Raw genomic sequence first — 20,849 nt, forward strand, 5'->3', positions numbered from 1 at the left:
CGCGGTTATTTCGTGTCGATTCTTGCGTGCACACGCGACACTCGGCTTGCCTTTCCGTCGTGGCGATGCGGGCGCGAGTCCGCGTACGCCTTTCTATCGCTCGGAGATGGTTTGGAATGCGGCCGCGGTCGGGTGCCCGGACCGGTTCCAGCCATGTCAGACGGGGCTTCGAGTGGGACCATCGTGTGCGTCGAGAGGCTGCCTGGCGCACTCGGTTGTTAATGGTGAGTCCGATAACCCTTTCGTGCGAAACGAACCGTACGTAGAGGGCATCGCTTTCGGTCCGACATTAACCCTTCGAACCGCCTGGAACGCCCGCCAGTAAAGCAAGCACTTGGGGCCGCGCACGGCGCTACAGGCCCGCCACGTAAGGCTCCCAAAGACGCCAAGCCGATTATTCGTAACAACGGGATAGTGTATTCACTGATGCAGTATTTATCGGAATGTGCTTAATGGCGTACGTTCTAGGTCGAGTCAAAGCCTGGAACAATGCCATGACAGCTTTTTCGAAAAGAGCGGACCCGTGGTCACAGACGGTTCACCAGCTCGAGGCGATGCCGAAGGATATCGCCCGCACTGCCCCTTCCCAGAAAACCGCGCGCGCCGAAAGCGCGTTTCTCGAGCGCCTGACGCGCGACTGGAACCGCACGCACCCGCATTCCGACGATCGCGTGCCCTTCCCGCAAGCCGTCGTGCGCGTGATCGAGCGTCCGAGCAGCGCGACGGCGCTCGTCTACTGGTCCGATCCCGGAACGTGCCATTACGGTTATCAGGGCTGGCGCGCGACCACGGCAACGGCCGAGGGCGTGTGCTCACTCTCGGGGATGCCGATACATCGCGGCGATCAGGTCTATCGGCCTTCGCAGCGCGATCCGAAGCCGCAGAACGCCTCCGCGATGATCCTCGCCGCTGCGATGCCTCAGAGCAGCGAGGAAGTGGAAGCGGACGTGCACGGCTGACAGTCCGCGCAAGCGAAGCGACGACGCGCCCGGAATCGGTTCCGATGCCGGGCGTGCCGCTTCGCGCTCAGTATCCGATCGTGATCCGCTGCCTGACGTGGGCGTCGCGCTCGAACTCGTCGAGGAAGGCGATCGCGTAATCTTCGAACGAGATCCAGCTGCGGCCGCTGCCGTCGACGAGCAACTCGTCCACGCCGAGCCGGAATCGCTGCGTGCGTGCGCCCGGCACGAATTCGGCTGAAGGCGAAATGAAAGTCCAGTCGATGTCGCGCTCGCGGCGCAGCGCGTCGAGGAACGCGGCGCCCGCCGTGGCCTCCGGCTTGTACGCGTCGGGAAAGTCCGGCAAGTCGAGTACGCGACGACCCGGCGCGACGTACAGGCTGCCAGCGCCGCCGACCACCAGCAGCCGCCGCACGCCCGCGCGCTTCATCGGTTCGACGATCGCGCTCTCGGAAACCGTGGCGAAGCGCGTCGCGCTGAACACCGCATCGTGCCCGGCGATGGCGGCCGCGAGCGCCTCAGGATCGAGCACGTCGACGCTTAGCGCGCTGACGCCCTCGCGCTCCGCGAGCCCGGATGTGTCGCGCGCGATCGCGGTGATCGTGTGTCCGCGCCGCAACGCTTCTTCCATCAGACGGCTGCCGACATTGCCCGTCGCGCCAATGATCGCGATTTTGCTCATTGCTGGTTCTCCATTCTTTTTAACGGCGTTCGCACCGGCATCGCCCGACCGGCCGGTTCATCATAAGGGAAATAAACCGCGCGCAATCGCCCTTTCGGATCTAGTTTTTTCCGATGAATACGGAGATCCGAGAATCGGCCGGCGCGCGGCCATTATTAAAAGCATACGTAGCAAGCCTATGGTCATGCAATTTCCGGGCCGATTTCGCGCGGCTGGCGGTATATCGACACACCATTGTCATAACCGAAACGCGCTTTCGAAAACGTATGTCGCCGTTAAACTAGAGGCCCCGCGCTCTTTCGAAACGCGCGACAGCGGCGATCACCGGCGCGCCGCCCGCAGCAGTCTCGAAGCGAGTTTCCAAATCGAAGTTCGCCAAAATGTCATGACATTGGTTTATATTGCAGTTCCTCGCCGCTCCATTACCGGAAGGAGTTAACCGTGAAGAATCCGCAATTGCAGGGTGCCATCGAAGGACGCGAAAATCCGGCAGGCGAAACCGCCTACGAGCCGATTCCGGTTCGCGCTGTCCCCAAGGATTCGGCCGATCAACCCGGCTACTCCGATTCGCTGGACATCCCGCTCAATTACGGCATCGTGATGGACGCAGTTCGCGACGCAGTACGCGCGAATCCGTAAGCGTTCGAAATCCCATGCGAAGCGCCCCATTCGGGGCGCTTTTTTTTTCGCCCTTCGACGCCTTTTTCAAGTACGACGAATCGACGATTGGCAAACGGCAAGTAAGTTATTCCGCCCGAAGTCAATCCGTATGAATCAGAGCATTTGCCCGCCGGCTGGGCAGATTAACGAGATGACACTGCCGCCGCCAAGGGGCAGCCCGCCCGCCCTCGCCCATCGGGATCGAATCAGCGTGTCGACATTTCGTCCATGCGAACGAGCGCCGAACGCCTGAAATGAGCCGTCTGTGGCTTCCTTTTCGCCCGATCCGACAAAAAATCCACTGCTAGTCTTTCCACTGGCGAAAACAATGACATTGAAGTAAGTTCAGACGTGTAATAGCGCCTGGACAAACGTCCGGATCAATGCTCGCGGGCTCAAGGGATTCCCGGCGAGGACGTAAACAAGACCGATCAACCACGCGCTGTGGCTCACGCCCTGCCGAACGAAAAAACATGGCCGCTATTTTCGATTACCTGTTGGACAGCCAGATTTCCAAGCAATGGCGTGGCCTGCTGGCCGCGCTTGCAGACGAGTTCGAAGCGCAGATCGGGCGCAACGAACTGCGTCAGCTGATGCATCGCGTGGGCAGCCGCTTCGCGCAAGCCCGTCCCCTGCCGCCCTGCGATTCGACGTCGGCGCTCGCCGATGCGCTCAACACGCTGTGGCGCGACACCGACTGGGGCTTCGTCGAACTCTCGGACGAACGCGACTATTTGAGCATCGTGCATTACTGCGCGCCGCTGCCCGCTTTCGGCGAAAGCGCGCTCGCGTGGACGCCCGCGTTCCTCGAAGGCGCGTATCAGCAGTGGCTCGCCGCGCTCGGCGCGCAAGGTCTCGCGATCCGGCAGGCGAGCGAGTTCGGCGACGACGCGGCCATCGAATTCAGGCTCGCGCGCGTCGCGGCCTGACAGCAGCTTCAGCACACACGACCGCCGCCTCGACGCGGCGGCATCGACCGCCCGGACGGGCGGATCAGAACAGGCAGTAGCCGGCCAGGCATCAGGAAAGGTACGACGAGGAAGCGTCACCATGAATACTTCGCGCGACATCGAGAAGCTGTTCGATCATTTCGGCGGCAATGCAGGCGATTACCAGGAAATCGGCCGGGAAAACGAGGCCAAGTCGGCGCGCACCCGCTGGCCGCTGCTTGCGACGCTCGACTTCGCGCAGCCCGCGATTCCCGAGATCGCGCCGCGCCGCGACGTGCAACCGAACGCGGCACGCCCGCATTCGCATGAAACGCCGGGCGAGCTGGCCAGCACGCAACAAACCCCGACGCCGATCCATCGCGGCAAGCAGCAGCTTTTCATGCGGCCGCATCGCCGGACGATTCCGCCCGTCAATCCGCCGGCCGCGGAATCGCTGAGCGCGTTGCGCTTTTCGGTGATGGGCGAATCGGCGTCGGAAGAAAGCGGAACGATTCCGGATTCGGCGATCGCGCCCGCCGCCAGCGTGCCGCCGGTTCAGGCGCCGGTCGCGAACGTAACCAACGCAACCCAGCCGGAAGCCTCGCAACCGGCATCGACCTTCGGATCGAATTTTCTCGCCCGTCGCGCGCCCGTTCAAGTGCCGCCGGCAACGCGCGCACCGGAGCCGGTGCCTGCTGCGCCGCAGTCGATCCTCGGCAAGCTCTTCAACCCGCAAGCCCAGCACGCGACGAGCGCGCCCGCGGATTCGCTCAACGCCATGTTCGAGCGTCTGCGCCACGCCGACCGCCCAGCCAACAAACCCACGAACACGCAGGCAAACGCAGACCACGCCGCGCGCGCGGGCCGCCTCCCACGCTCATGAAAGTCATCACGGTAGTTTCCGCGAAAGGCGGTGTCGGCAAGACGACGCTCGCCGCCAATCTCGCCTCGGTGCTCGCCGCGCGCAATCGCCGCGTGATCGTGCTCGATCTCGATCCGCAGAACGCGCTGCGCCTGCACTTCGGCATTCCGCTCGACAGCATCGACGGCATCTCACGCGCAACGCTCAGCCGCGATCCGTGGCAGACGGTCATGTTCGATGGCGTCGACGGCGTCACCGTGCTGCCCTACGGCGCCGTGACCGAGGACGATCGCCGCCGCTTCGAGGCGCTCGTCGACAGCGATCCCGCGTGGCTCGCGCATTCGCTCGAATCGCTCGCGCTCGACGCCAACGACATCGTGATCGTCGACACGCCGCCGGGCTCGTCCGTCTACACCCGCACCGCGCTCACGGCGGCGAACTTCGCGCTGAACGTGGTACTGGCCGACGCCGCGTCCTACGCCGCGATTCCCGGCATGGAGCGCATGGTCGATGCCTACGCCGCGCCGCGTCAGGACTTCGCGGGTCAGGGTTATGTCGTGAATCAGGTCGATCAGTCGCGCCAGTTGAGCAAGGACGTGCTCAAGGTGCTGCGCAACATGCTCGGCGCGAAGATGTTCCCCGGCGTGATCCATCAGGACGAAGGCGTGTCCGAATCGCTCGCCTGCGACACGACGCTGATCCATTACGACCCGCTTTCGCAAGCCGCCGCCGATCTGCGCGCGTGCGGCGACTGGCTGCTTTCCGCCATCGACGCGATCGCCGTTTCGAGGAAGCTCGCATGAGTTCCGCCAAGATTCCGTCGCCGGAAACCGAGGTGAGCGTCGCGACTTCGCGGCTCGAACGTTTCGTCGATGCAGGAATCTGGGGCAGCCGGATCGTCGTGGTGCTGCTCACGGTCTTCGCCCTGTTCGCGCTGTATTTCGTCGTCACGGTGCCGCTCGCGTTCGGTCAGCAGCTCGCGTTCGCGACGATCTGCTTCGTCTGCGCGCTCGGCTTTCGCCGTCTGCAAGGCCAGTACGCGACGCTCGTGATGATCATGCTGTCGGTGGCTGCGTCGGGCCGCTACATGTTCTGGCGTCTCACCGAAACGACGTACTGGGAACGCCCGCTCGACGCCGCGTGGGGCCTGTTGCTGGTCGCCGCCGAAGTCTACGCGGCGCTCGTGCTGCTGCTCGGCTACTTCCAAACCGCGTGGCCGCTCAAGCGCAAGCCGCTGCCATTGCCCGTCGACCGCAGCCAGTGGCCGACCGTCGATGTCTTCATTCCGACGTACAACGAGCCGCTTTCGGTCGTGAAGCCGACGATCTACGCCGCGCTCGCGCTCGACTATCCCGCCGACAAGCTCGCGATCCACGTTCTCGACGATGGCCGCCGCCCCGAGTTCAAGACCTTCTGCGAGGAAGTGGGCGTCAACTGGACGATCCGCACGCACAACCGTCACGCGAAGGCGGGCAACATCAACGAGGCGCTGAAGATCACGAAGGGCGAATTCCTCGCGATCTTCGACTGTGACCACATTCCGACGCGTTCCTTCCTGCAGATCTGCCTCGGCTGGTTCCTGCGCGACAAGCTGCTGTCGATGCTGCAGACGCCGCACCACTTCTTCTCGCCCGATCCGTTCGAGCGCAATCTCGGCACGTTTCGCAAGGTGCCGAACGAAGGCGAGCTGTTCTACGGTCTCGTGCAGGACGGCAACGATCTCTGGAACGCGACGTTCTTCTGCGGCTCGTGCGCCGTGCTGCGCCGCTCAATGGTGGAAGAGATCGGCGGCATCGCGGTCGAAACCGTGACCGAAGACGCGCATACGGCGCTCAAGCTGCATCGGCTCGGCTATACGACTGCGTATCTCGCGATTCCGCAAGCGGCGGGTCTCGCGACCGAAAGTCTTTCGGGGCATATCGGGCAGCGCATCCGCTGGGCGCGCGGCATGACGCAGATTTTCCGCATCGACAATCCGCTCACCGGCAAGGGCCTCAAGATCGGCCAGCGGCTGTGCTATCTGAACGGCATGCTGCACTTCTTCTACGGCGTGCCGCGTCTCGTGTTCCTGACCGCGCCTTTGTCCTATCTCTTCTTCGGCGCGCACGTGATCGAAGCGGCGGCGAGCACCATCGCGATCTTCGCGCTGCCGCACATGATGCACGCGAGCATCACCAATTCGCGCATGCAGCGCAGCTTCCGCCATTCGTTCTGGGCCGAAGTGTATGAATCGGTGCTCGCGTCGTACATCACCGCGCCGACGCTGCTCGCCGTCATCAATCCGAAGCTCGGCAAGTTCAACGTGACGGCCAAGGGCGGCCAGATCGCGAAGGATTACTTCGACTGGTATATCTCGCGTCCCTATCTGTTCCTGCTGCTGCTGAATCTGCTCGGCTTCGTGGCGGGCATCGTGCATATCGTCATGTACTGGCATGTCCGCAGCGAAGTGAACACGACCATCCTGAATCTCTGCTGGACGGTCTACAACATGCTGATTCTGGGCGCGTCGGTGGCGGCGGCGAGCGAGCGGCGTCAGGTGCGCGCGACGCATCGCGTGACGATGAAGATGCCCGTCATGCTCAAGTTCTCGACCGGCCGCACGCTCGCGTGCGAAACGATCGACTACTCGGAAGGCGGCGTGGGCGTCGCGCTGCCGAACAAGATAGAAGTGCCGATGCACGAACGCGTCACCGTATCGCTCTTTCGCGGCGACGAGGAGTACGCATTCCCGGCGACCGTCGGTTATACGGAACCGGGGCGTGTCGGGCTGCGTTTCTCGACGCTCACGCGTGAGCAGGAATACGACTTCGTGAAGACCACTTTCGCGCGCGCCGACGCCTGGACCGGCTGGTCCGAGGGACGCCGCCCGGATACGCCGTTGCGCGGCCTGTCGCATGTGCTGCTGGTGGGCACGCGCGGCATCGCCGGTTTGTTCGAGCATTTGTACAGCGACCTTCGTACCTGGATGAACAAGCGCCCAGTCGATGTGAAGAAGCTGAAAACCAAAGACCAATAATGGGCATGGGTATGTCGAAGTTGAGCGTTGAAAACGAAACGGGCGAGCGCGCGCCGCGTTTTTGCGAAAGACCTTTTGCGCGTGCACTGGCCGTCTTCGTGGCCTTGCAGACCGCACTCGCGGCGCCGTTCGCTTCCATCGCGGCGGCCGCCACGGCCGAAGCCAATGCAGCCGCGGGTGGCACGCAGCAGGCCACTGGCGTCGGCACCGTGCCCGCGCCGAGTCCGGCCGTCGTGTACAACGCGGCGACCATCGGCCAGCCGACGCTCGCGATGCCGGTGCCCGCGTTTTCCGGCAAGCCCGACAAGCCGCTCACGTCGCGCATTCCGACCACCGCCGATCCCGGCACGCTGGTTCCGGGCGGCCGCCGTCAGACGCTGACCTTCGCCGATTACGGCGCGCTCGATCCGCTGCAACTGCGCGGCACCGACGGCCAGAACGGCATCGCGTTCTCGGTGCGCGGCGACGAAGTCGTGACCGGCGCGATCCTGCATCTGATCTACAGCTATTCGCCGTCGCTGTTGCCGTCGATCTCGCAATTGAAGGTGCTCATCAACGGCGAAGTGGCCGCGACGCTGCCCGTGCCGCGCGATCAGGCCGGCATGCTGGTCGCACGCGATGTCGCGATCGATCCGCGCTTCATCACCGAGTTCAATCACCTCAACGTTCAGTTGATCGGGCATTACACGCAGCAGTGCGAGGACCCGTCGAACTCGACGTTGTGGGCGACCGTCAGCAACGCGAGCTCGCTCGATCTCACGTATGCGTCGATCGCAAACAAACCCGATCTCGCCGCGCTGCCGCAGCCGTTCTTCGACCGCCGCGACGTGCGCCGCCTCGAACTGCCCTTCGTGTTCGCGGGCAAGCCGAGTCTGCCTGCGCTCGAAGCGGCCGGCATGGTCGCGTCGTATTTCGGCTCGCTCGCGGGCTATCGCGGCGCGATCTTCCCGGCGCAGACCGACAACGTGCCGCTCTCGGGCAATGCCGTCGTGTTCGCCATCGGCGATGCCAAGGTCGCGGGTGTCGACATTCCGCCGGTTTCCGGACCGACGATCGCCGTCGTCGAACGCGATGCCAACGCGCGCGGACGCATCCTGCTCGTGCTCGGCCGCGACGAGAACGAGCTGAAGATCGCGGCGAAGGCGCTCGGCGTCGGACAGAACACGCTCTCCGGCACGAGCGCGACGATCACGCAGTTCAACGACCTGCAGCCGCGCCGCCCGTACGACGCGCCGAACTGGTTGCCGACCGACCGCCCCGTGCGCTTCGGCGAACTGGCGGAAGCGCGCGACCTGAGCGCCCACGGCTACGATGCCGACGCCGTGCGCGTGAACCTGCGCGTGCCGCCCGATCTCTTCATGTGGCAGACGAAGGGCGTGCCGATCGACCTCGGCTATCGCTACACCGTGCGCCCCGCGCCGGACCGCTCGTCGCTCAATATCAGCGTGAACGACGGCTTCGTGCAGTCGCTGCGGATTCCGGCGGTATCGACCTCGACGTTCGATCTCGGCACGTACTTCAGCCGCGTGCTGCCGGACAAGACCGTCGCCGCGCGCCGCGAGATTTATCTGCCGCCGCTGCTCATCACGCCGCGTGCACAACTGCGCCTGCACTTCTACTACGACATCCCGAAGACCGGCGAATGCCAGGGACGCGTGCTGGATAACGTCGTCGGCGCGATCGATCCGAATTCGACCATCGATCTCTCCGGTTTTCCGCATTACATGGCGCTGCCCGATCTGGCCGCGTTCGCCAACGGCGGCTTCCCGTTCACGCGCATGGCCGATCTTTCGCAGACGGCGGTGGTGCTGCCGAACGAGCCCAACTCGGCCGATTACAGCCTGTATCTGCTGGAAATGGGCCGCATGGGCGCATCGACGGGTTATCCGGTGACGGGCGTCACCGTGACGAGCGCGAACGATGTCGACCGCTTCGCCGACAAGGATCTGCTGATTCTCGGCTCGCCCGGACGCCAGCCGCTCCTGCAGCGCTGGGCGAAGAGCATGCCCTTCTCCGGCGATGGCGACGCACGCACCTTCCAGCTTTCCGATGTCGCGTTCAAGGTCGTCGACTGGTGGCACGGCGAGCAAGGCCCGGAACGCTCGCCGGCGCGCGCGGATCTGTCGCTCGTGAGTTCCAACGGCGATGCGCTCCTGACCGGCTTCGAGTCGCCGCTGAAGAGCGGCCGCAGCGCGGTCGCGCTCATCAGCGCGGCGGGCCAGTCCGACGCCGATCTCTCCGCCGCGCTGCTCGACAACGACCTGCTGCCGTCGATTCAAGGCGCGATGGCCGTGATTCACGGCCGCACTGTGACGGTCACGTCGAACGGCGATGCGTATTACGTCGGTCATCTGTCGCCGATGCACTACATGCGCTGGGCGCTGTCGTCGCATCCCATTTTGCTGGTGCTGGCCGGCGTGCTCGCCGCGCTCATCATCGCCGCCCTGTTCTACCGTACGCTGCGCGCGATCGCCGCACGGCGCCTGAGGGATTGATATGCGGGTTCAGACCGCCAAACTTTTCGCCGGAGCGATCGTCGCGGCTGCGGCCGCCGGCGCCCACGCCGCGCCGCAATGCGACTGGCCCGCATACCGCGTCTTCGTCGAGCGCGTCGTGCAGGCCGATGGCCGCGTGATCGACCGTTCGACCGAAGCGCAGCAAACCACATCCGAAGGCCAGTCCTACGGCATGTTCTTCGCGCTCGTCGCGAACGACCGCGCCACGTTCGACCGGCTCTTCGACTGGACGCGCAGCAATCTGTCGGCCAATCAGCTCGATGCGAACAACGTGCGCCTGCCCGCGTGGCAATGGGGCAAAAAACCGGACGGCTCGTTCGGCGTGATGGACCCGAATTCGGCATCGGACTCGGATCTGTGGATCGCTTACGACCTCTTCCAGGCCGGGCGTCTCTGGAAGGAGCCGATGTACACGAAGCTCGCCTACGCCCTCGCGACGCAGATCGTGAAGCAGGAAATCGTCGATCTGCCGGGCCTCGGGCCGATGCTCCTGCCCGGTCCGCAAGGTTTTCGCACCGGCGACGTCACGCGGCTGAATCCGAGCTATCTGCCGCTGCCGCTTCTGCGCGGCCTCGCGCACGAAATGCCCGACGGCCCGTGGACGAAGCTCGCGCAGAGCGCCGCGAAGATGATCAAAATCACGTCGCCGCGCGGCTATGCGCCCGATTGGGCCGCGTATCAGACGAGCGGGAGCGGCCAGTTCGTCGTCGATCCGAAGAACGGCGATACCGGCAGCTATGACGCGATCCGCGTTTATCTGTGGGCCGGCATGGCATCAAGCAGCGATCCGCTCGCGCGGCCGTGGCTGGATGCGCTGTCCGGCATGCGCCAGAGCGTCGCGCAGACGGGATTTCCGCCGGAGAAAGTCAACGTGACGACCGGCGCCGCGACCGGCGAAGGTCCGCTGTCCTACTGGGGCGCGCTCGCGCCGTACTTCAAGGCGCTGAACGACGAGCACGGTCTCGGCCTCGCGCGAACGCATCTCGAAGCGCTCACCGCGCCGCCGGGCGCGGGACGCGAGCCGGTCTACTACGACCGCGTGCTCGGTCTTTTCGGTGGCGGTTTCATCGACGGGAAATATCGCTTCGATGAAAGCGGCCGTCTCGTGCCGAACTGGAGACGCGCATGCTGATCCAGACGAAAAAGCGCGTGATCGCGGCGATGCTGACCGCCGCGCCCGCATTGGCCTTTGCGCAAGCCGCCACCGATCCGCTGACCGTGCTCATCGATCAGGGCAAGTACTGGCAGTCGCACAAGCGCGGCGACCTCGCGGAGCAGGCGTGGCAGAAAGTGCTGCGCATCAATCCGAAGCAGCCCGATGCGCTCTTCGGCATGGGCATGGTGCTCGCCGACCGCAAGGACGGCAGCGGCGCGCAGCAGTATCTCGCGCAGTTGCGTCAGGTGGCGCCGAATTATCCGAACATCGACGAGCTCGGCCGCCGTCTCGGCGAAACCAGCTCGCGCGATCAGACCGTGAACGACGCGCGCCGTCTCGCGCAAAGCGGACAAAGCGCGTCGGCGGTTCAGGAATACAAGCGCGCGATCGAAGGCAAGCCCGCGACGCCGCAACTGCAACTCGAGTATTACCAGGCGCTCGCCGCGACGCCGCAAGGCTGGGACGAAGCGCGCCGCGGGCTCGAACAACTCGCACGGCAGTATCCCGACGATCCGCGCTATCAGCTTGCGTATGCGCAACATCTGACGTATCGCGATACGACGCGGCGCGACGGTATCGCGCGGCTCGCGAAGCTGGCGAACGACAGTTCCGTCGGCGCGGACGCGAAGAAGAGCTGGCGTCAGGCGCTCTTGTGGCTCGGTGCGCGCGCATCGGATGCACCGCTTTATCAGGCGTATCTGCAAGTCTCGCCCGACGACGCCGCCGTGAAAGCGCGCTTCGATTCGATGGTGCAGCAGGACAAGACCGCCCGCGAACGTTCGCAGGCCGACGCCGCCGTCGATGCGCGCGGGCGCGTCGTCGCGGAAGGCTTCACGGCGCTCGATCGCGGCGATCTCGTGACGGCGCGCGCGAAGTTTTCGACGGTGCTCGCGGGCGATCCGAACGACGCCGACGCGCTCGGCGGCATGGGCGTCGCCGCGCTGAAGCAGGAGCGTTTTTCGGAAGCGCGCACGTATCTCGAACGTGCATCGCGGGCCGGCAATCCGGCGCGCTGGAAAGACGCACTCACCAGCGCGACCTACTGGACTTATACGAGCGATGCGATCGGTGCGCGCAGCAACGGCCAGATCGCGCAGGCGAAGGCGCTGTTCGAGCGCGCGATCGCGACCAATCCCTCCGATGTCACCGCGCAAGTGCTGCTCGGCGAAATGCTGCTCGCCAATGGCGATCCGCGTGGCGCGGAAGCCGCGTATCGCATGGCGCTGCGCCGTCAGGCCGACAATCCCGATGCGATCCGCGGGCTCGTCGGCGCGCTCGCCGCACAGGGACGCGGCGACGAGGCGCTCGAATTCGCCAATCGCCTGAACACGGAGCAGCAGGCGAAGGCCGGCGGCATCAACAAGCTGCGCGGCGAAGCGCAGGCGGCCCAGGCGCGCGCCGCCGAAGCGCGCGGCGATCTGGGCACGGCGCGCAGTCTCTTCGAAGACGCGCTGCTCAACAATCCCGACGATCCGTGGCTTCGGCTCGATCTCGCGCGCATCTACGTGCGTCAGGGCGCGGTCGGCAATGCGCGCAGCATGATGGACGGCCTCGTCGCCACGCATCCCGACATGACCGATGCGCTCTACGCGAGCGCGCTGCTTTCCGCCGAAACACAGGACTGGTCCGCGGGACTCGCGCAACTCGACCGGATTCCGGCCGCGCAGCGCACGAACGCGATGACGGCATTGCAGCATCGTCTCTGGGTGCAGCAACAGGCCGAACTCGCGACGCGCGCCGCCGCCGCGGGCCAGCGCCAGCAGGCGGTCGCGATCCTGCGCCGCGCCGAGCCGGTCGCAGCCGGCAATGCGGAACTGACGGGCGCGATCGCATCGGCGTATGTGAAGGCGGGCGATCCGGCGCGGGCGTTGGCGCTCGTGCGCGGCGCGATCGCCAATGCGCCGAACGACACCGGTCTGCTGCTGCAATACGCGGGCATTCTGTCGGCGACGCAGCAGGAAGCCGAGCTCGGCTCCGTCATGCGCCGCCTCCAGTCGATGCCGCTCACGACGCAGCAGCGCGCCGACTTCAACAATCTGAACGTGGGCATCGTGGTCGCGCGTGCGGATGCCGTGCGCAGAACGGGCGATCTCGCCGCGGCCTATGACGTGATCGCGCCGTGGCTCGCCGCCATGCCCGACAACGCCGATCTGCAGGCGGCGCTCGGCCGCATGTACACGTCGGCGGGCGATGACCGCAGCGCGCTCACGTGTTATCGGAATGCGCTGTCGCGCCGTCCCGACGATGTCGGCCTGCAGACGGCAGCGATGTCGGCCGCGAGCGGCACGCGCGATTTCAGGCTCGCCGAGTCCTACGCGAACGAGGCGTATCGCGCCGCCCCGAACGATCCGGGCGTGCTCGCCGCGATCGGCCGGATGTATCGCGCGCAGGGCAAGCTCGATCTCGCGGCACAGTTCCTGCAACGCTCGCTCGTCGCCGCCAATACGCCGGTGCAGGCAGCCGCGCCGGGTCAGACGCGCGGCAATGTCCCGCCGGGCTGGGAAACCGCGATGAGCCGTATCGGCTCGAATCCGCTGCCCGGCACCAATCCGTTCGAAGGCAAGACAGCCGTCGATACGGCGTCGAACCCGGCGCTCGCATCGGGCGCGTCTTATCGTCAGGCCCTTCCCCAAAGTTATTCGCAGCCCGTGCCGACCTATCTGCCGCCTCCTCAGCCCGCGCCCTACACGGTGCCCTATAACGCTCCCGCGCCGCAGCCTGCGCCACGTCCGGCCGCGAGCGGCGGATATGGCCCGGACACGTATGGATCGGGGCAATCGGGCGCGCCGCTGCAGCCCTATCCGGGACAGGATGCGGGCGCGTCGGGTGCTTATCCGGCGCAGGGATATCAGCCTTATCCGCAGCAGCAGTATCAACAACCGGCGTATCCGCAGCAGGCGTATCAACAGCAGCAAGGGTATCCGCAGCAACAGCCGTATCCGCAGCAGCAGCCCTACGCCGCGCAAGACCCGTATGCAGCGCCGTGGCCGATGTCGCCCGGCGCGCGCGATGCGCAGTCGAATGCCTACGCGCCGCCGCCTGCCGCCAGCACGAAGAAACAGGCATCGTCGCGCAAAGGCACGGCCGCTCGTCCCGTCCCTCCCGCCGATCCCTACGCGTACGGCGCGCCCCCGCAGCAGTACGCGCAAGCGCCCTACGGCCAGCAGCCCTATTACCCGCAGCCGCAACAGTACGCGCCGCCGCAATACGCGCAGCAGCCGTACATTCCGCAGCCGCCCGCGGGCTATGCGCAGCCGTATTACCCGTCGCAGGCGCAGCCTTCGCAGCGCGCCGCCAGCGCCGCGACGATGAGCGCGGGCGGTGTTCCCGCGCCGGTCGCGAATTCGCAGACGGCGGGCGTCGCGGAGGAACTCGCGCAAATCAATCGCGAGCAGGCGAGCACGATCTCCGGCGGCCTCATCTTCCGCAGCCGCGATGGCGAAGACGGCCTCTCGAATCTCACCGATATCGAAGCGCCCGTCGAAGGCCGCATCAAGGCGGGCAACGGGCACGTGATCGTGCGCGCGACGCCCGTCACGCTCGATGCCGGCACGGCGGCCAGCACGCAGAACACGCTCGCGCGCTTCGGCTCCGGGCTGGGCGCGGTCGCCACTCCGCCGACGAACAACTACGGCTCGCAGACGGCGACGGGCGTCGGCCTCGCGGTCGGCTATGAGAATCGCAATTTCAAGGGCGATGTCGGCACCACGCCGCTCGGCTTTCGCGAAACCAATGTCGTCGGCGGGTTGCAGTATCAGAACGCGATCACCGACAAGGTGTCGTACTCGCTCGCCATCGCGCGCCGCGCCGTCACCGACAGCCTGCTGTCCTACGCCGGCACGCGCGACGCGGGCGCGGGCCTCGAATGGGGCGGCGTCACATCGACGGGCGCGCGCGCCGACTTCGCCTGGGACGACAGCACGAGCGGCGTCTATGTGAACGCGGCGTACCAGTTCCTCGACGGCAAGAATGTCGCGACCAACAACGCGGTGAAGGGCGGCGGCGGCATCTATACGCGCATCATCAAGGATGCGGACCAGACGCTCACGATCGGCGCGAACACCACGCTGATGCACTACGACAAGAACCTCTCGTACTTCACCTACGGACAAGGCGGCTACTTCAGCCCGCAGCAGTACGTGATTCTGAACTTTCCGGTCGAGTACACGGGACGCTCGGGGCTCTTCACGTACGACCTGAAGGGCTCGATCGGCGTGCAGCATTACCGGCAGGACGAGTCGAACTACTTCCCGACGAACTCGACGTATCAGGCACGCGCCGCCTCCTCCGGCGCCACGCCGGACGCGGGCGCGGTCTATCCCGGCCAGAGCAAGACGGGCGTGTCGTACTCGCTCAGCGCGACGGGCGAATACCAGCTCGCGCCGCAACTCGCGTTCGGCGCGACGGCATCGTTCGGCAACGCGTATCAGTATCGCGAATGGCTCGCCGCTGTGTACGTGCGCTACAGCTTCACGCGTCAGGCTGGCGCGCAGCCGGTGTTCCCGCCGCAGGCGTTCAGCTCACCGTATCTGTCGATGTCGAACTGATGTTTCCGCACGCGCGTTTCGCTTGCGGCGAGGCGTGCGTGCGCGCACGATCAGCCGCATGATGAAAACGCCCGGCGCGCTCCTCGCGAACAACGATCAGTTCCTGCGCGACCTGCAGCTCTTCTGCATCGTCGCGCGGCGGTCCAGCTTCATCGCCGCCGCCACCGAGACCGGCATCTCGCCGGCGCATGTGAGCAAGCGCATCGCGATGCTGGAAACGGCGCTCGGCGTGAAACTCTTCATGCGCACGACGCGCCGCGTCTCGATCACGAGCGACGGCGAAGCGGCCTTCCAGTGGGCGCAAAAGATTCTGGACGACGTACAGGGCATGGCCGATGCCTTCGCCGGCCTCGACGATCCGCGCGGCGTCCTGCGCATCGGCACGAGTCTGCGGCTCGGGCGCGAGCACGTGTCGCCCGCGCTCGTGCTGCTGCGGCGGCGTCATCCGGGACTCGAAATCTGGCTTGAGCTGCTCGACCGGCGCGTCGATCTCGTCGGCGAGAACTTCGATATCGACATACGCGTCGGTGAAGTGCAGGAGCCGCATCTGATCGCGCACAAGATCGTCGAGAGCTTTCGCGTGCTCGCCGCCGCGCCCGCCTATCTCGAACGGCGCGGCACGCCGAAGACGCTCGCCGAGCTCGCGCAGCACGACTGCCTGCCCTTTCGCGGACGCGATCAGCGCTTCGGTGTCTGGCGTCTCGCCGGCCCAAACGGCGAGGAAAGCGTGAAAGTGACGGGACCGGTCGCGTCGAACCATAGCGACATCGTGCGGCAATGGGCCGAGCAAGGCTTCGGCATCGTGATGGGTTCCATCTGGGACGTCGCGTCCAGTCTGCAGAACGGCACGCTCGTGCCGGTGCTGCCCGCGTACCGCCAGCGTGCGGACGTGTGGGCGGTGACGTCGGCACGCTCGTCGCATTCCGCGAAGATCCGCGTCTGTATCGACTTCCTCAAAGAGCAACTGACGAGCGGACCGTACGCGCTCGTGACATCCGGCATCGCAGGATTCTGAGACGCGCCCGGCGCAAACGGCGAAATTCTCATCCGCCACTTTTTGTCCGTAATTTCCCCGCATCAAAGCGTCGATAGTGACACATCAGCCCAAGACCCTTGTCGCGCAAGGCCGAGCGGCCGATTTCATCGCGCCGCATCGGCATTCATTACAAATCTTACGTTGCGCCGACGTCACGAAGTCCGGCAAAAAGACCCGACTTTTGTGACGTTTATTTCCAAATATTTGTTGCAACATGTAATGATACTGATTCGCATTTAATCAATCGCGGCGACAGGCTGACCCAATCAGGCGCGCTGCGAACACCGGGCGCTTCCAGGGCGCCGCCGCCGGTTCTCGACGACGTCGCCCGCTCCGCTTTCATTTCTGTTCGATCACATCGGCAGCGAAAACCCGCTTCGCTGCCGATTCGGAATTCACTAACAAGTATCAGGGAAACGACATGTTGAGGAAGAAGCCGCTCGCCGCGGCATTGATGACTATTGCCGCGGTTCCCGTGGCCACGCCGCTCTATGCCCAGACGGCACCTCAAGCAGCACAATCCGCGCAATCCGCACCGCAGAATTCTCCGCCCGCACAGCAAGTCGCACAGGCCGCTCCCGCCGACAACGCTACCGCCACCGCACCCGAAACCGCCGCCCTGCCCGCCGTCAGAGTGACAGGCCAGGCCGACGCGCCCGATTTCCAGGCGGACGTTTCGAGCGTCGGCGCTAAGGTGCCGACCGCGCTGCGCGACATTCCGCAGGCGGTCGTCGTGGTGCCGAAGGCGGTGCTGCAATCGCAGGCGGTGAGCTCGTTCTCCGATGCACTGCGCAACGTGCCGGGCGTGACGCTCGGCGCGGCGGAAGGCGGCCAGATCGGCAACAACATCAACCTGCGCGGCTTCTCGGCGCGCACGGATATCTATCTCGACGGCTTCCGCGATCGCGGCCAGTATTACCGCGATACGTTCAACCTCGAATCGATCGACGTGCTGTACGGCCCGTCGTCGCTGTACTTCGGGCGCGGCTCGACGGGCGGCGTCATCAATCAGGTCAGCAAGCAGCCGAACATGAAGCCGCGCGCCGATGTCTCCCTGCAGGCGGGCACGCACGACCGCTATCGCACGACGGTCGACATCAACCAGCCGCTGACGGATACCGCCGCATTCCGCGTCAACGCGTTCGGCCAGTCGCTCGGCTCGACGCGCGACGAGATGCACAACAAGGATTACGGCGTCGCGCCCGAAGTGAAATTCGGCATCGGCACGCCGACGCAGGTGACGCTGTCCGCGCTGATCCAGCACAACCGCGATCAGCCCGACTACGGCATTCCGCCGTTGAACGGCCACCCGGCGCCCGTCGATACGAAGACCTTCTACGGCTTCACCGATGACCGCACGATCCAGGACGTGCAGACGGTGAATGCGCGCATCGAGCATCGCTTCAACGACATGTTCACGCTGCGCAACCAGACGCAGTTCAGCCACTACAGCACCGAGGCGCGCGCGACCAACGCCGCCGCCGTGCTGACGGGGCCGCTCGGCACGTCGCCCGCGCTTTCGAACGGCAACTACACGACGCTGCCGCTCACGTCGCTCTTCGTGCGGCTGCAGGGCAAGGACCGCAACATCAACGATCACTCGGTCTACAACACGACCGATTTGCAGGGCAAGTTCGCGACCGGCTTCCTGAAGCACGATGTGCTCGCGGGCGTCGATCTGAGTCACGAAACGTATAGCAACCAGACCTTCACCGCGACGACGCCGGGCCTGCCGTCGAACACGCTCGCGATCGTCCCGCTCGTCAATCCGCCGTATGTGCCGCGTCCGTCGAACTATCGCGAAGTGGCGACCAATCTCGCGGAATCGAGCGCGAACGACATCGGCCTGTATTTGAACGACACGATCTCGATCGGCGAGCACTGGAAGTGGATCGGCGGCGTGCGCTGGGACCGCTACGAGGCGGCAATCAACAACTCGATCAACGCGCCGGGCTACGCGACGCAGACCAACTTCTTCACGAGCGTGCGAACCGGCCTCGTGTGGCAGCCGGCCGACTGGCAGTCGTATTACGTGTCGTATGGCACGTCGTTCGATCCGTCGCTCGAAGCGCTCACGCTGACGAACGGCCAGCAGAACCTGCCGCCCGAGCACAACAAGTCGTATGAAATCGGTTCGAAATGGGATCTGCTGAACGGCGGGCTGTCGGTCACGCAATCGCTTTTCAGCATCGAAAAGACGAATGCGCGCACGCTGGCCTCGGACGGCACCTACTCTCTCGACGGCGATATCCGCGTGCGTGGCTATCAGTTGGGCGTCGCGGGCCACATCACGAAGCAGTGGCAGATGTTCGGCGGCTACACGTACATGGACGGCACCATCCTGAAGGCCTTCGACGGCACGCAGGGCAACGTGCCCGCCAACACGCCGAAGCACATGCTCACGTTCTGGACGACCTACGACTTCACGCCTCAATGGCAGATCGGCGGCGGGCCGTCGTATGTGTCGTCGCGCTATGCGGCGAACAACAATCTGGTGGAAGTGGGCGGCTACGTGCGCTGGGACGTGATGGCCGCGTATCATCAGAAAAGCTACGATATCCAGTTCAACGTGCTGAACATGACGGACAAGAAGTACTACGACGCGCTGATTCCGTCGGACGGCGGGCGCGCGGTGCCGGGCCTCGGCCGCACGTTCCTCGCGACGTTGAATTACCGCTTCCATTGATATGAGCGCACGCGCGCCGTGAAGTGCGGCGCGCGTGAGCCGAGCTGATAAAAATGATCCTCTCGATACCGAACGTGCTCTCCCCCGAAGACGCCGCCGCGATGCGCGCGCGTCTCGAAGCAAGCGAATCATGGGTCGATGGCCGCGCGACCGCCGGCTATCAGGGCGCGCCGGTCAAGCGCAACATGCAGATCGCGGAAGGCTCGCCGATCGCGCTCGAAATGGGCGATGCGATCGTCGGCGCGCTGGAGCGTCATCCCCTTTTCATCAGCGCGGTGCTGCCCAATCGCGTGTATCCGCCGCTATTCAATCGTTATGAAGGCGGCATGCATTTCGGCAGTCATGTCGATGGTGCGATTCGCATCGTGCCCGGTCATGGCGCGCGCGTGCGTACCGATGTATCCGTCACGCTGTTTCTCACGCCGCCCGAAGAGTACGACGGCGGCGAGCTCATCATCGAAGATACCTACGGCGTGCAGGAAGTGAAGCTGCCGGCGGGACATGCGATCGTCTATCCGGCGACGAGCCTGCATCAGGTGCGGCCCGTCACGCGCGGCGCGCGCGTGTCGAGCTTTTTCTGGGCGCAAAGCCTCGTGCGCGACGATGGACAACGTGCGCTGCTCTTCGATCTCGACAACTCGATCCAGCGCCTCAACGCCACCAACGGCGACGAAGCCGCGAAGCGCTCGCTGGTCGGCTGCTATCACAACCTGTTGCGCATGTGGAGCGATACGTGATTCACGCGGCGCGCAGCACGTTCGCGCGCTTCGCGTCCACTTCGGCAAGCAGGGCTTCATCGCGCGCGATCACATCCGGCAGATGCGCGCGCAGAAACTCCACCCACGTGCGCGTTTTCGCATCGACGAACTTGCGCGACGCATAAAGCGCGTAGAGATTCGTGCGCTGCAAGGTATGGCGCGGCAGCACGCGCACGAGCGAGCCGTTGCGCAAGCCCTCGATCGCCGCATAGAGCGGCAACATGCCGATGCCCATGCCTTCGCGAATCGCCACCACCAGCGATTCCGCGATGTTCACCTGCACCGGCCCGCTGATCTGCAAGGTCTCGCGTCCATCGGGGCCTTCGAGGGTCCATTCGCGCGCGGGAAACGCGGGCGTCTGCAAGGTGAGGCAATCGTGCTGCGCGAGATCGGCGGGCACATCGGGCGCGCCGCGCGAACGGATATATTCCGGCGATGCGCACAAGATGCTGAAGGTCGCGCCAAGATTGTGCGAGATCACTTCCGAATCCGACAACGCGCTCGCCGACACCACGGCGACATCGCTGCTGCCTTCGAAGAGATCGGGCATGCGTTGCGACAGCGTCAGTTCGACTTTCACATCGGGATGCGACGCGCGATATCGTGCGATGGCCGGCAGGATGTAATGCTGGCCCACGCTCGCGAAGCTGAACATGCGCAGCGTGCCCGACGGATGCTCGTGCGCGCAGCTCGCTTCTTCTTCCGCTCCGTCGATATCGGCGAGAATCTGCCGCACGCGCTTCAGATAACGCTCGCCCGCCGATGTCAACGCGAGACGCCGCGTCGAGCGGTTCATCAGGCGCGTGCGCAAATGGCCTTCGAGTTCTGAGACGGCGCGCGACATCGCACCGGTCGTCGAGTTCATCGACTGAGCCGCAGCCGTGAAGCTGCCGGCTTCGATCACGCGGGTAAAGACCCGCATGTTCTGTAGGGTATCCATCGAACCGTCATATTGCCTGGGGAAACGCTATTGTCCGCCTTCCCATGGGGCCGATTGTTGTTGAATCAGGAAAGAATGTTCCCGGATTCGCACATTAATCCG

The 20,849-nt window shown here is 65.0% G+C and carries 15 protein-coding genes; 13 read left to right on the top strand and 2 right to left on the bottom strand.

Features of this window, described 5'->3' with window-relative positions; translation table 11 throughout:
* Positions 1-494 precede the first annotated feature (494 nt).
* Positions 495-959 carry a DUF3331 domain-containing protein gene (locus AWB74_RS01155; RefSeq protein ID WP_235024450.1) on the top strand — a complete coding sequence of 155 codons (465 nt, stop codon included), beginning with the start codon at positions 495-497 and terminating at the stop codon, positions 957-959.
* A gap of 67 nt (positions 960-1,026) precedes the next feature.
* Here the strand turns inward: AWB74_RS01155 and AWB74_RS01160 are convergent, their stop codons facing one another.
* Complete coding sequence (locus tag AWB74_RS01160; protein ID WP_061144931.1) at positions 1,027-1,641, bottom strand: NAD(P)-dependent oxidoreductase; 615 nt, start codon at positions 1,639-1,641, stop codon at positions 1,027-1,029.
* Here AWB74_RS01160 and AWB74_RS45475 point away from each other — a divergent pair.
* From AWB74_RS45475 to AWB74_RS01215, 12 genes are all read left to right on the top strand, one after another.
* Entirely contained in the window at positions 1,622-2,080 is a 459-nt protein-coding gene (locus AWB74_RS45475) for a hypothetical protein (protein ID WP_143749131.1), read from the top strand. The genes AWB74_RS01160 and AWB74_RS45475 overlap by 20 nt on opposite strands.
* 2 nt (positions 2,081-2,082) lie before the next feature.
* Complete coding sequence (locus tag AWB74_RS01165; RefSeq protein ID WP_061144932.1) at positions 2,083-2,280, top strand: hypothetical protein; 198 nt, start codon at positions 2,083-2,085, stop codon at positions 2,278-2,280.
* Positions 2,281-2,774: 494 nt separating this feature from the next.
* Positions 2,775-3,230 carry a cellulose biosynthesis protein BcsD gene (bcsD, locus tag AWB74_RS01170; RefSeq protein ID WP_061144933.1) on the top strand — a complete coding sequence of 152 codons (456 nt, stop codon included), beginning with the start codon at positions 2,775-2,777 and terminating at the stop codon, positions 3,228-3,230.
* A gap of 121 nt (positions 3,231-3,351) precedes the next feature.
* On the top strand, positions 3,352-4,113 hold the full coding sequence (bcsP, locus tag AWB74_RS01175) for a cellulose biosynthesis protein BcsP (protein ID WP_061144934.1): 762 nt from the start codon (positions 3,352-3,354) through the stop codon (positions 4,111-4,113).
* The gene (gene bcsQ / locus AWB74_RS01180; protein ID WP_061144935.1) at positions 4,110-4,895 is read left to right on the top strand and encodes a cellulose biosynthesis protein BcsQ; all 786 of its coding nucleotides are present in this window, start codon (positions 4,110-4,112) and stop codon (positions 4,893-4,895) included. The genes bcsP and bcsQ overlap by 4 nt, the downstream gene beginning before the upstream one ends.
* Positions 4,892-7,108, top strand: a complete 2,217-nt coding sequence (gene bcsA / locus AWB74_RS01185) for a UDP-forming cellulose synthase catalytic subunit (protein ID WP_061144936.1) — start codon at positions 4,892-4,894, stop codon at positions 7,106-7,108. Before bcsQ ends, bcsA begins: the two co-directional genes overlap by 4 nt.
* The gene (gene bcsB, locus AWB74_RS01190; protein WP_096032005.1) at positions 7,108-9,603 is read left to right on the top strand and encodes a cellulose biosynthesis cyclic di-GMP-binding regulatory protein BcsB; all 2,496 of its coding nucleotides are present in this window, start codon (positions 7,108-7,110) and stop codon (positions 9,601-9,603) included. The genes bcsA and bcsB overlap by 1 nt, the downstream gene beginning before the upstream one ends.
* Before the next feature lies 1 nt (position 9,604).
* Positions 9,605-10,756 (top strand): cellulose synthase complex periplasmic endoglucanase BcsZ, encoded by a 1,152-nt coding sequence (gene bcsZ, locus AWB74_RS01195; RefSeq protein WP_061144937.1) that lies wholly within the window; start codon positions 9,605-9,607, stop codon positions 10,754-10,756.
* Positions 10,750-15,327, top strand: coding sequence for a cellulose synthase subunit BcsC-related outer membrane protein (locus AWB74_RS01200; RefSeq protein WP_061144938.1), 4,578 nt, complete (start codon positions 10,750-10,752; stop codon positions 15,325-15,327). The genes bcsZ and AWB74_RS01200 overlap by 7 nt, the downstream gene beginning before the upstream one ends.
* A 61-nt stretch (positions 15,328-15,388) precedes the next feature.
* Positions 15,389-16,342, top strand: coding sequence for a LysR family transcriptional regulator (locus AWB74_RS01205; RefSeq protein WP_061145247.1), 954 nt, complete (start codon positions 15,389-15,391; stop codon positions 16,340-16,342).
* Positions 16,343-16,784: 442 nt separating this feature from the next.
* Entirely contained in the window at positions 16,785-19,049 is a 2,265-nt protein-coding gene (locus tag AWB74_RS01210; protein ID WP_061144939.1) for a TonB-dependent receptor, read from the top strand.
* A 53-nt stretch (positions 19,050-19,102) separates the two neighbouring features.
* A complete protein-coding gene (locus AWB74_RS01215; protein ID WP_061144940.1) occupies positions 19,103-19,786 on the top strand; it encodes a Fe2+-dependent dioxygenase in 684 nt (227 codons plus the stop codon).
* 1 nt (position 19,787) lies between these two features.
* Here the strand turns inward: AWB74_RS01215 and AWB74_RS01220 are convergent, their stop codons facing one another.
* On the bottom strand, positions 19,788-20,747 hold the full coding sequence (locus AWB74_RS01220; protein WP_061144941.1) for a LysR family transcriptional regulator: 960 nt from the start codon (positions 20,745-20,747) through the stop codon (positions 19,788-19,790).
* Positions 20,748-20,849: the final 102 nt, after the last annotated feature.

The sequence above is a fragment of the Caballeronia arvi genome (assembly GCF_001544695.2).
GTDB lineage: Bacteria > Pseudomonadota > Gammaproteobacteria > Burkholderiales > Burkholderiaceae > Caballeronia > Caballeronia arvi.

What these genes read in the sequence shown, in the direction of transcription:
- AWB74_RS01155 (WP_235024450.1), top strand. Translation starts at nt 495, where the DNA reads ATGACAGCTTTTTCGAAAAGAGCGGACCCGTGGTCACAGACGGTTCAC.
- AWB74_RS45475 (WP_143749131.1), top strand. Translation starts at nt 1,622, where the DNA reads ATGATCGCGATTTTGCTCATTGCTGGTTCTCCATTCTTTTTAACGGCG.
- AWB74_RS01160 (WP_061144931.1), bottom strand. Translation starts at nt 1,641, where the DNA reads ATGAGCAAAATCGCGATCATTGGCGCGACGGGCAATGTCGGCAGCCGT.
- bcsD (WP_061144933.1), top strand. Translation starts at nt 2,775, where the DNA reads ATGGCCGCTATTTTCGATTACCTGTTGGACAGCCAGATTTCCAAGCAA.
- bcsP (WP_061144934.1), top strand. Translation starts at nt 3,352, where the DNA reads ATGAATACTTCGCGCGACATCGAGAAGCTGTTCGATCATTTCGGCGGC.
- bcsQ (WP_061144935.1), top strand. Translation starts at nt 4,110, where the DNA reads ATGAAAGTCATCACGGTAGTTTCCGCGAAAGGCGGTGTCGGCAAGACG.
- bcsA (WP_061144936.1), top strand. Translation starts at nt 4,892, where the DNA reads ATGAGTTCCGCCAAGATTCCGTCGCCGGAAACCGAGGTGAGCGTCGCG.
- bcsB (WP_096032005.1), top strand. Translation starts at nt 7,108, where the DNA reads ATGGGCATGGGTATGTCGAAGTTGAGCGTTGAAAACGAAACGGGCGAG.
- bcsZ (WP_061144937.1), top strand. Translation starts at nt 9,605, where the DNA reads ATGCGGGTTCAGACCGCCAAACTTTTCGCCGGAGCGATCGTCGCGGCT.
- AWB74_RS01200 (WP_061144938.1), top strand. Translation starts at nt 10,750, where the DNA reads ATGCTGATCCAGACGAAAAAGCGCGTGATCGCGGCGATGCTGACCGCC.
- AWB74_RS01205 (WP_061145247.1), top strand. Translation starts at nt 15,389, where the DNA reads ATGAAAACGCCCGGCGCGCTCCTCGCGAACAACGATCAGTTCCTGCGC.
- AWB74_RS01210 (WP_061144939.1), top strand. Translation starts at nt 16,785, where the DNA reads ATGTTGAGGAAGAAGCCGCTCGCCGCGGCATTGATGACTATTGCCGCG.
- AWB74_RS01215 (WP_061144940.1), top strand. Translation starts at nt 19,103, where the DNA reads ATGATCCTCTCGATACCGAACGTGCTCTCCCCCGAAGACGCCGCCGCG.
- AWB74_RS01220 (WP_061144941.1), bottom strand. Translation starts at nt 20,747, where the DNA reads ATGGATACCCTACAGAACATGCGGGTCTTTACCCGCGTGATCGAAGCC.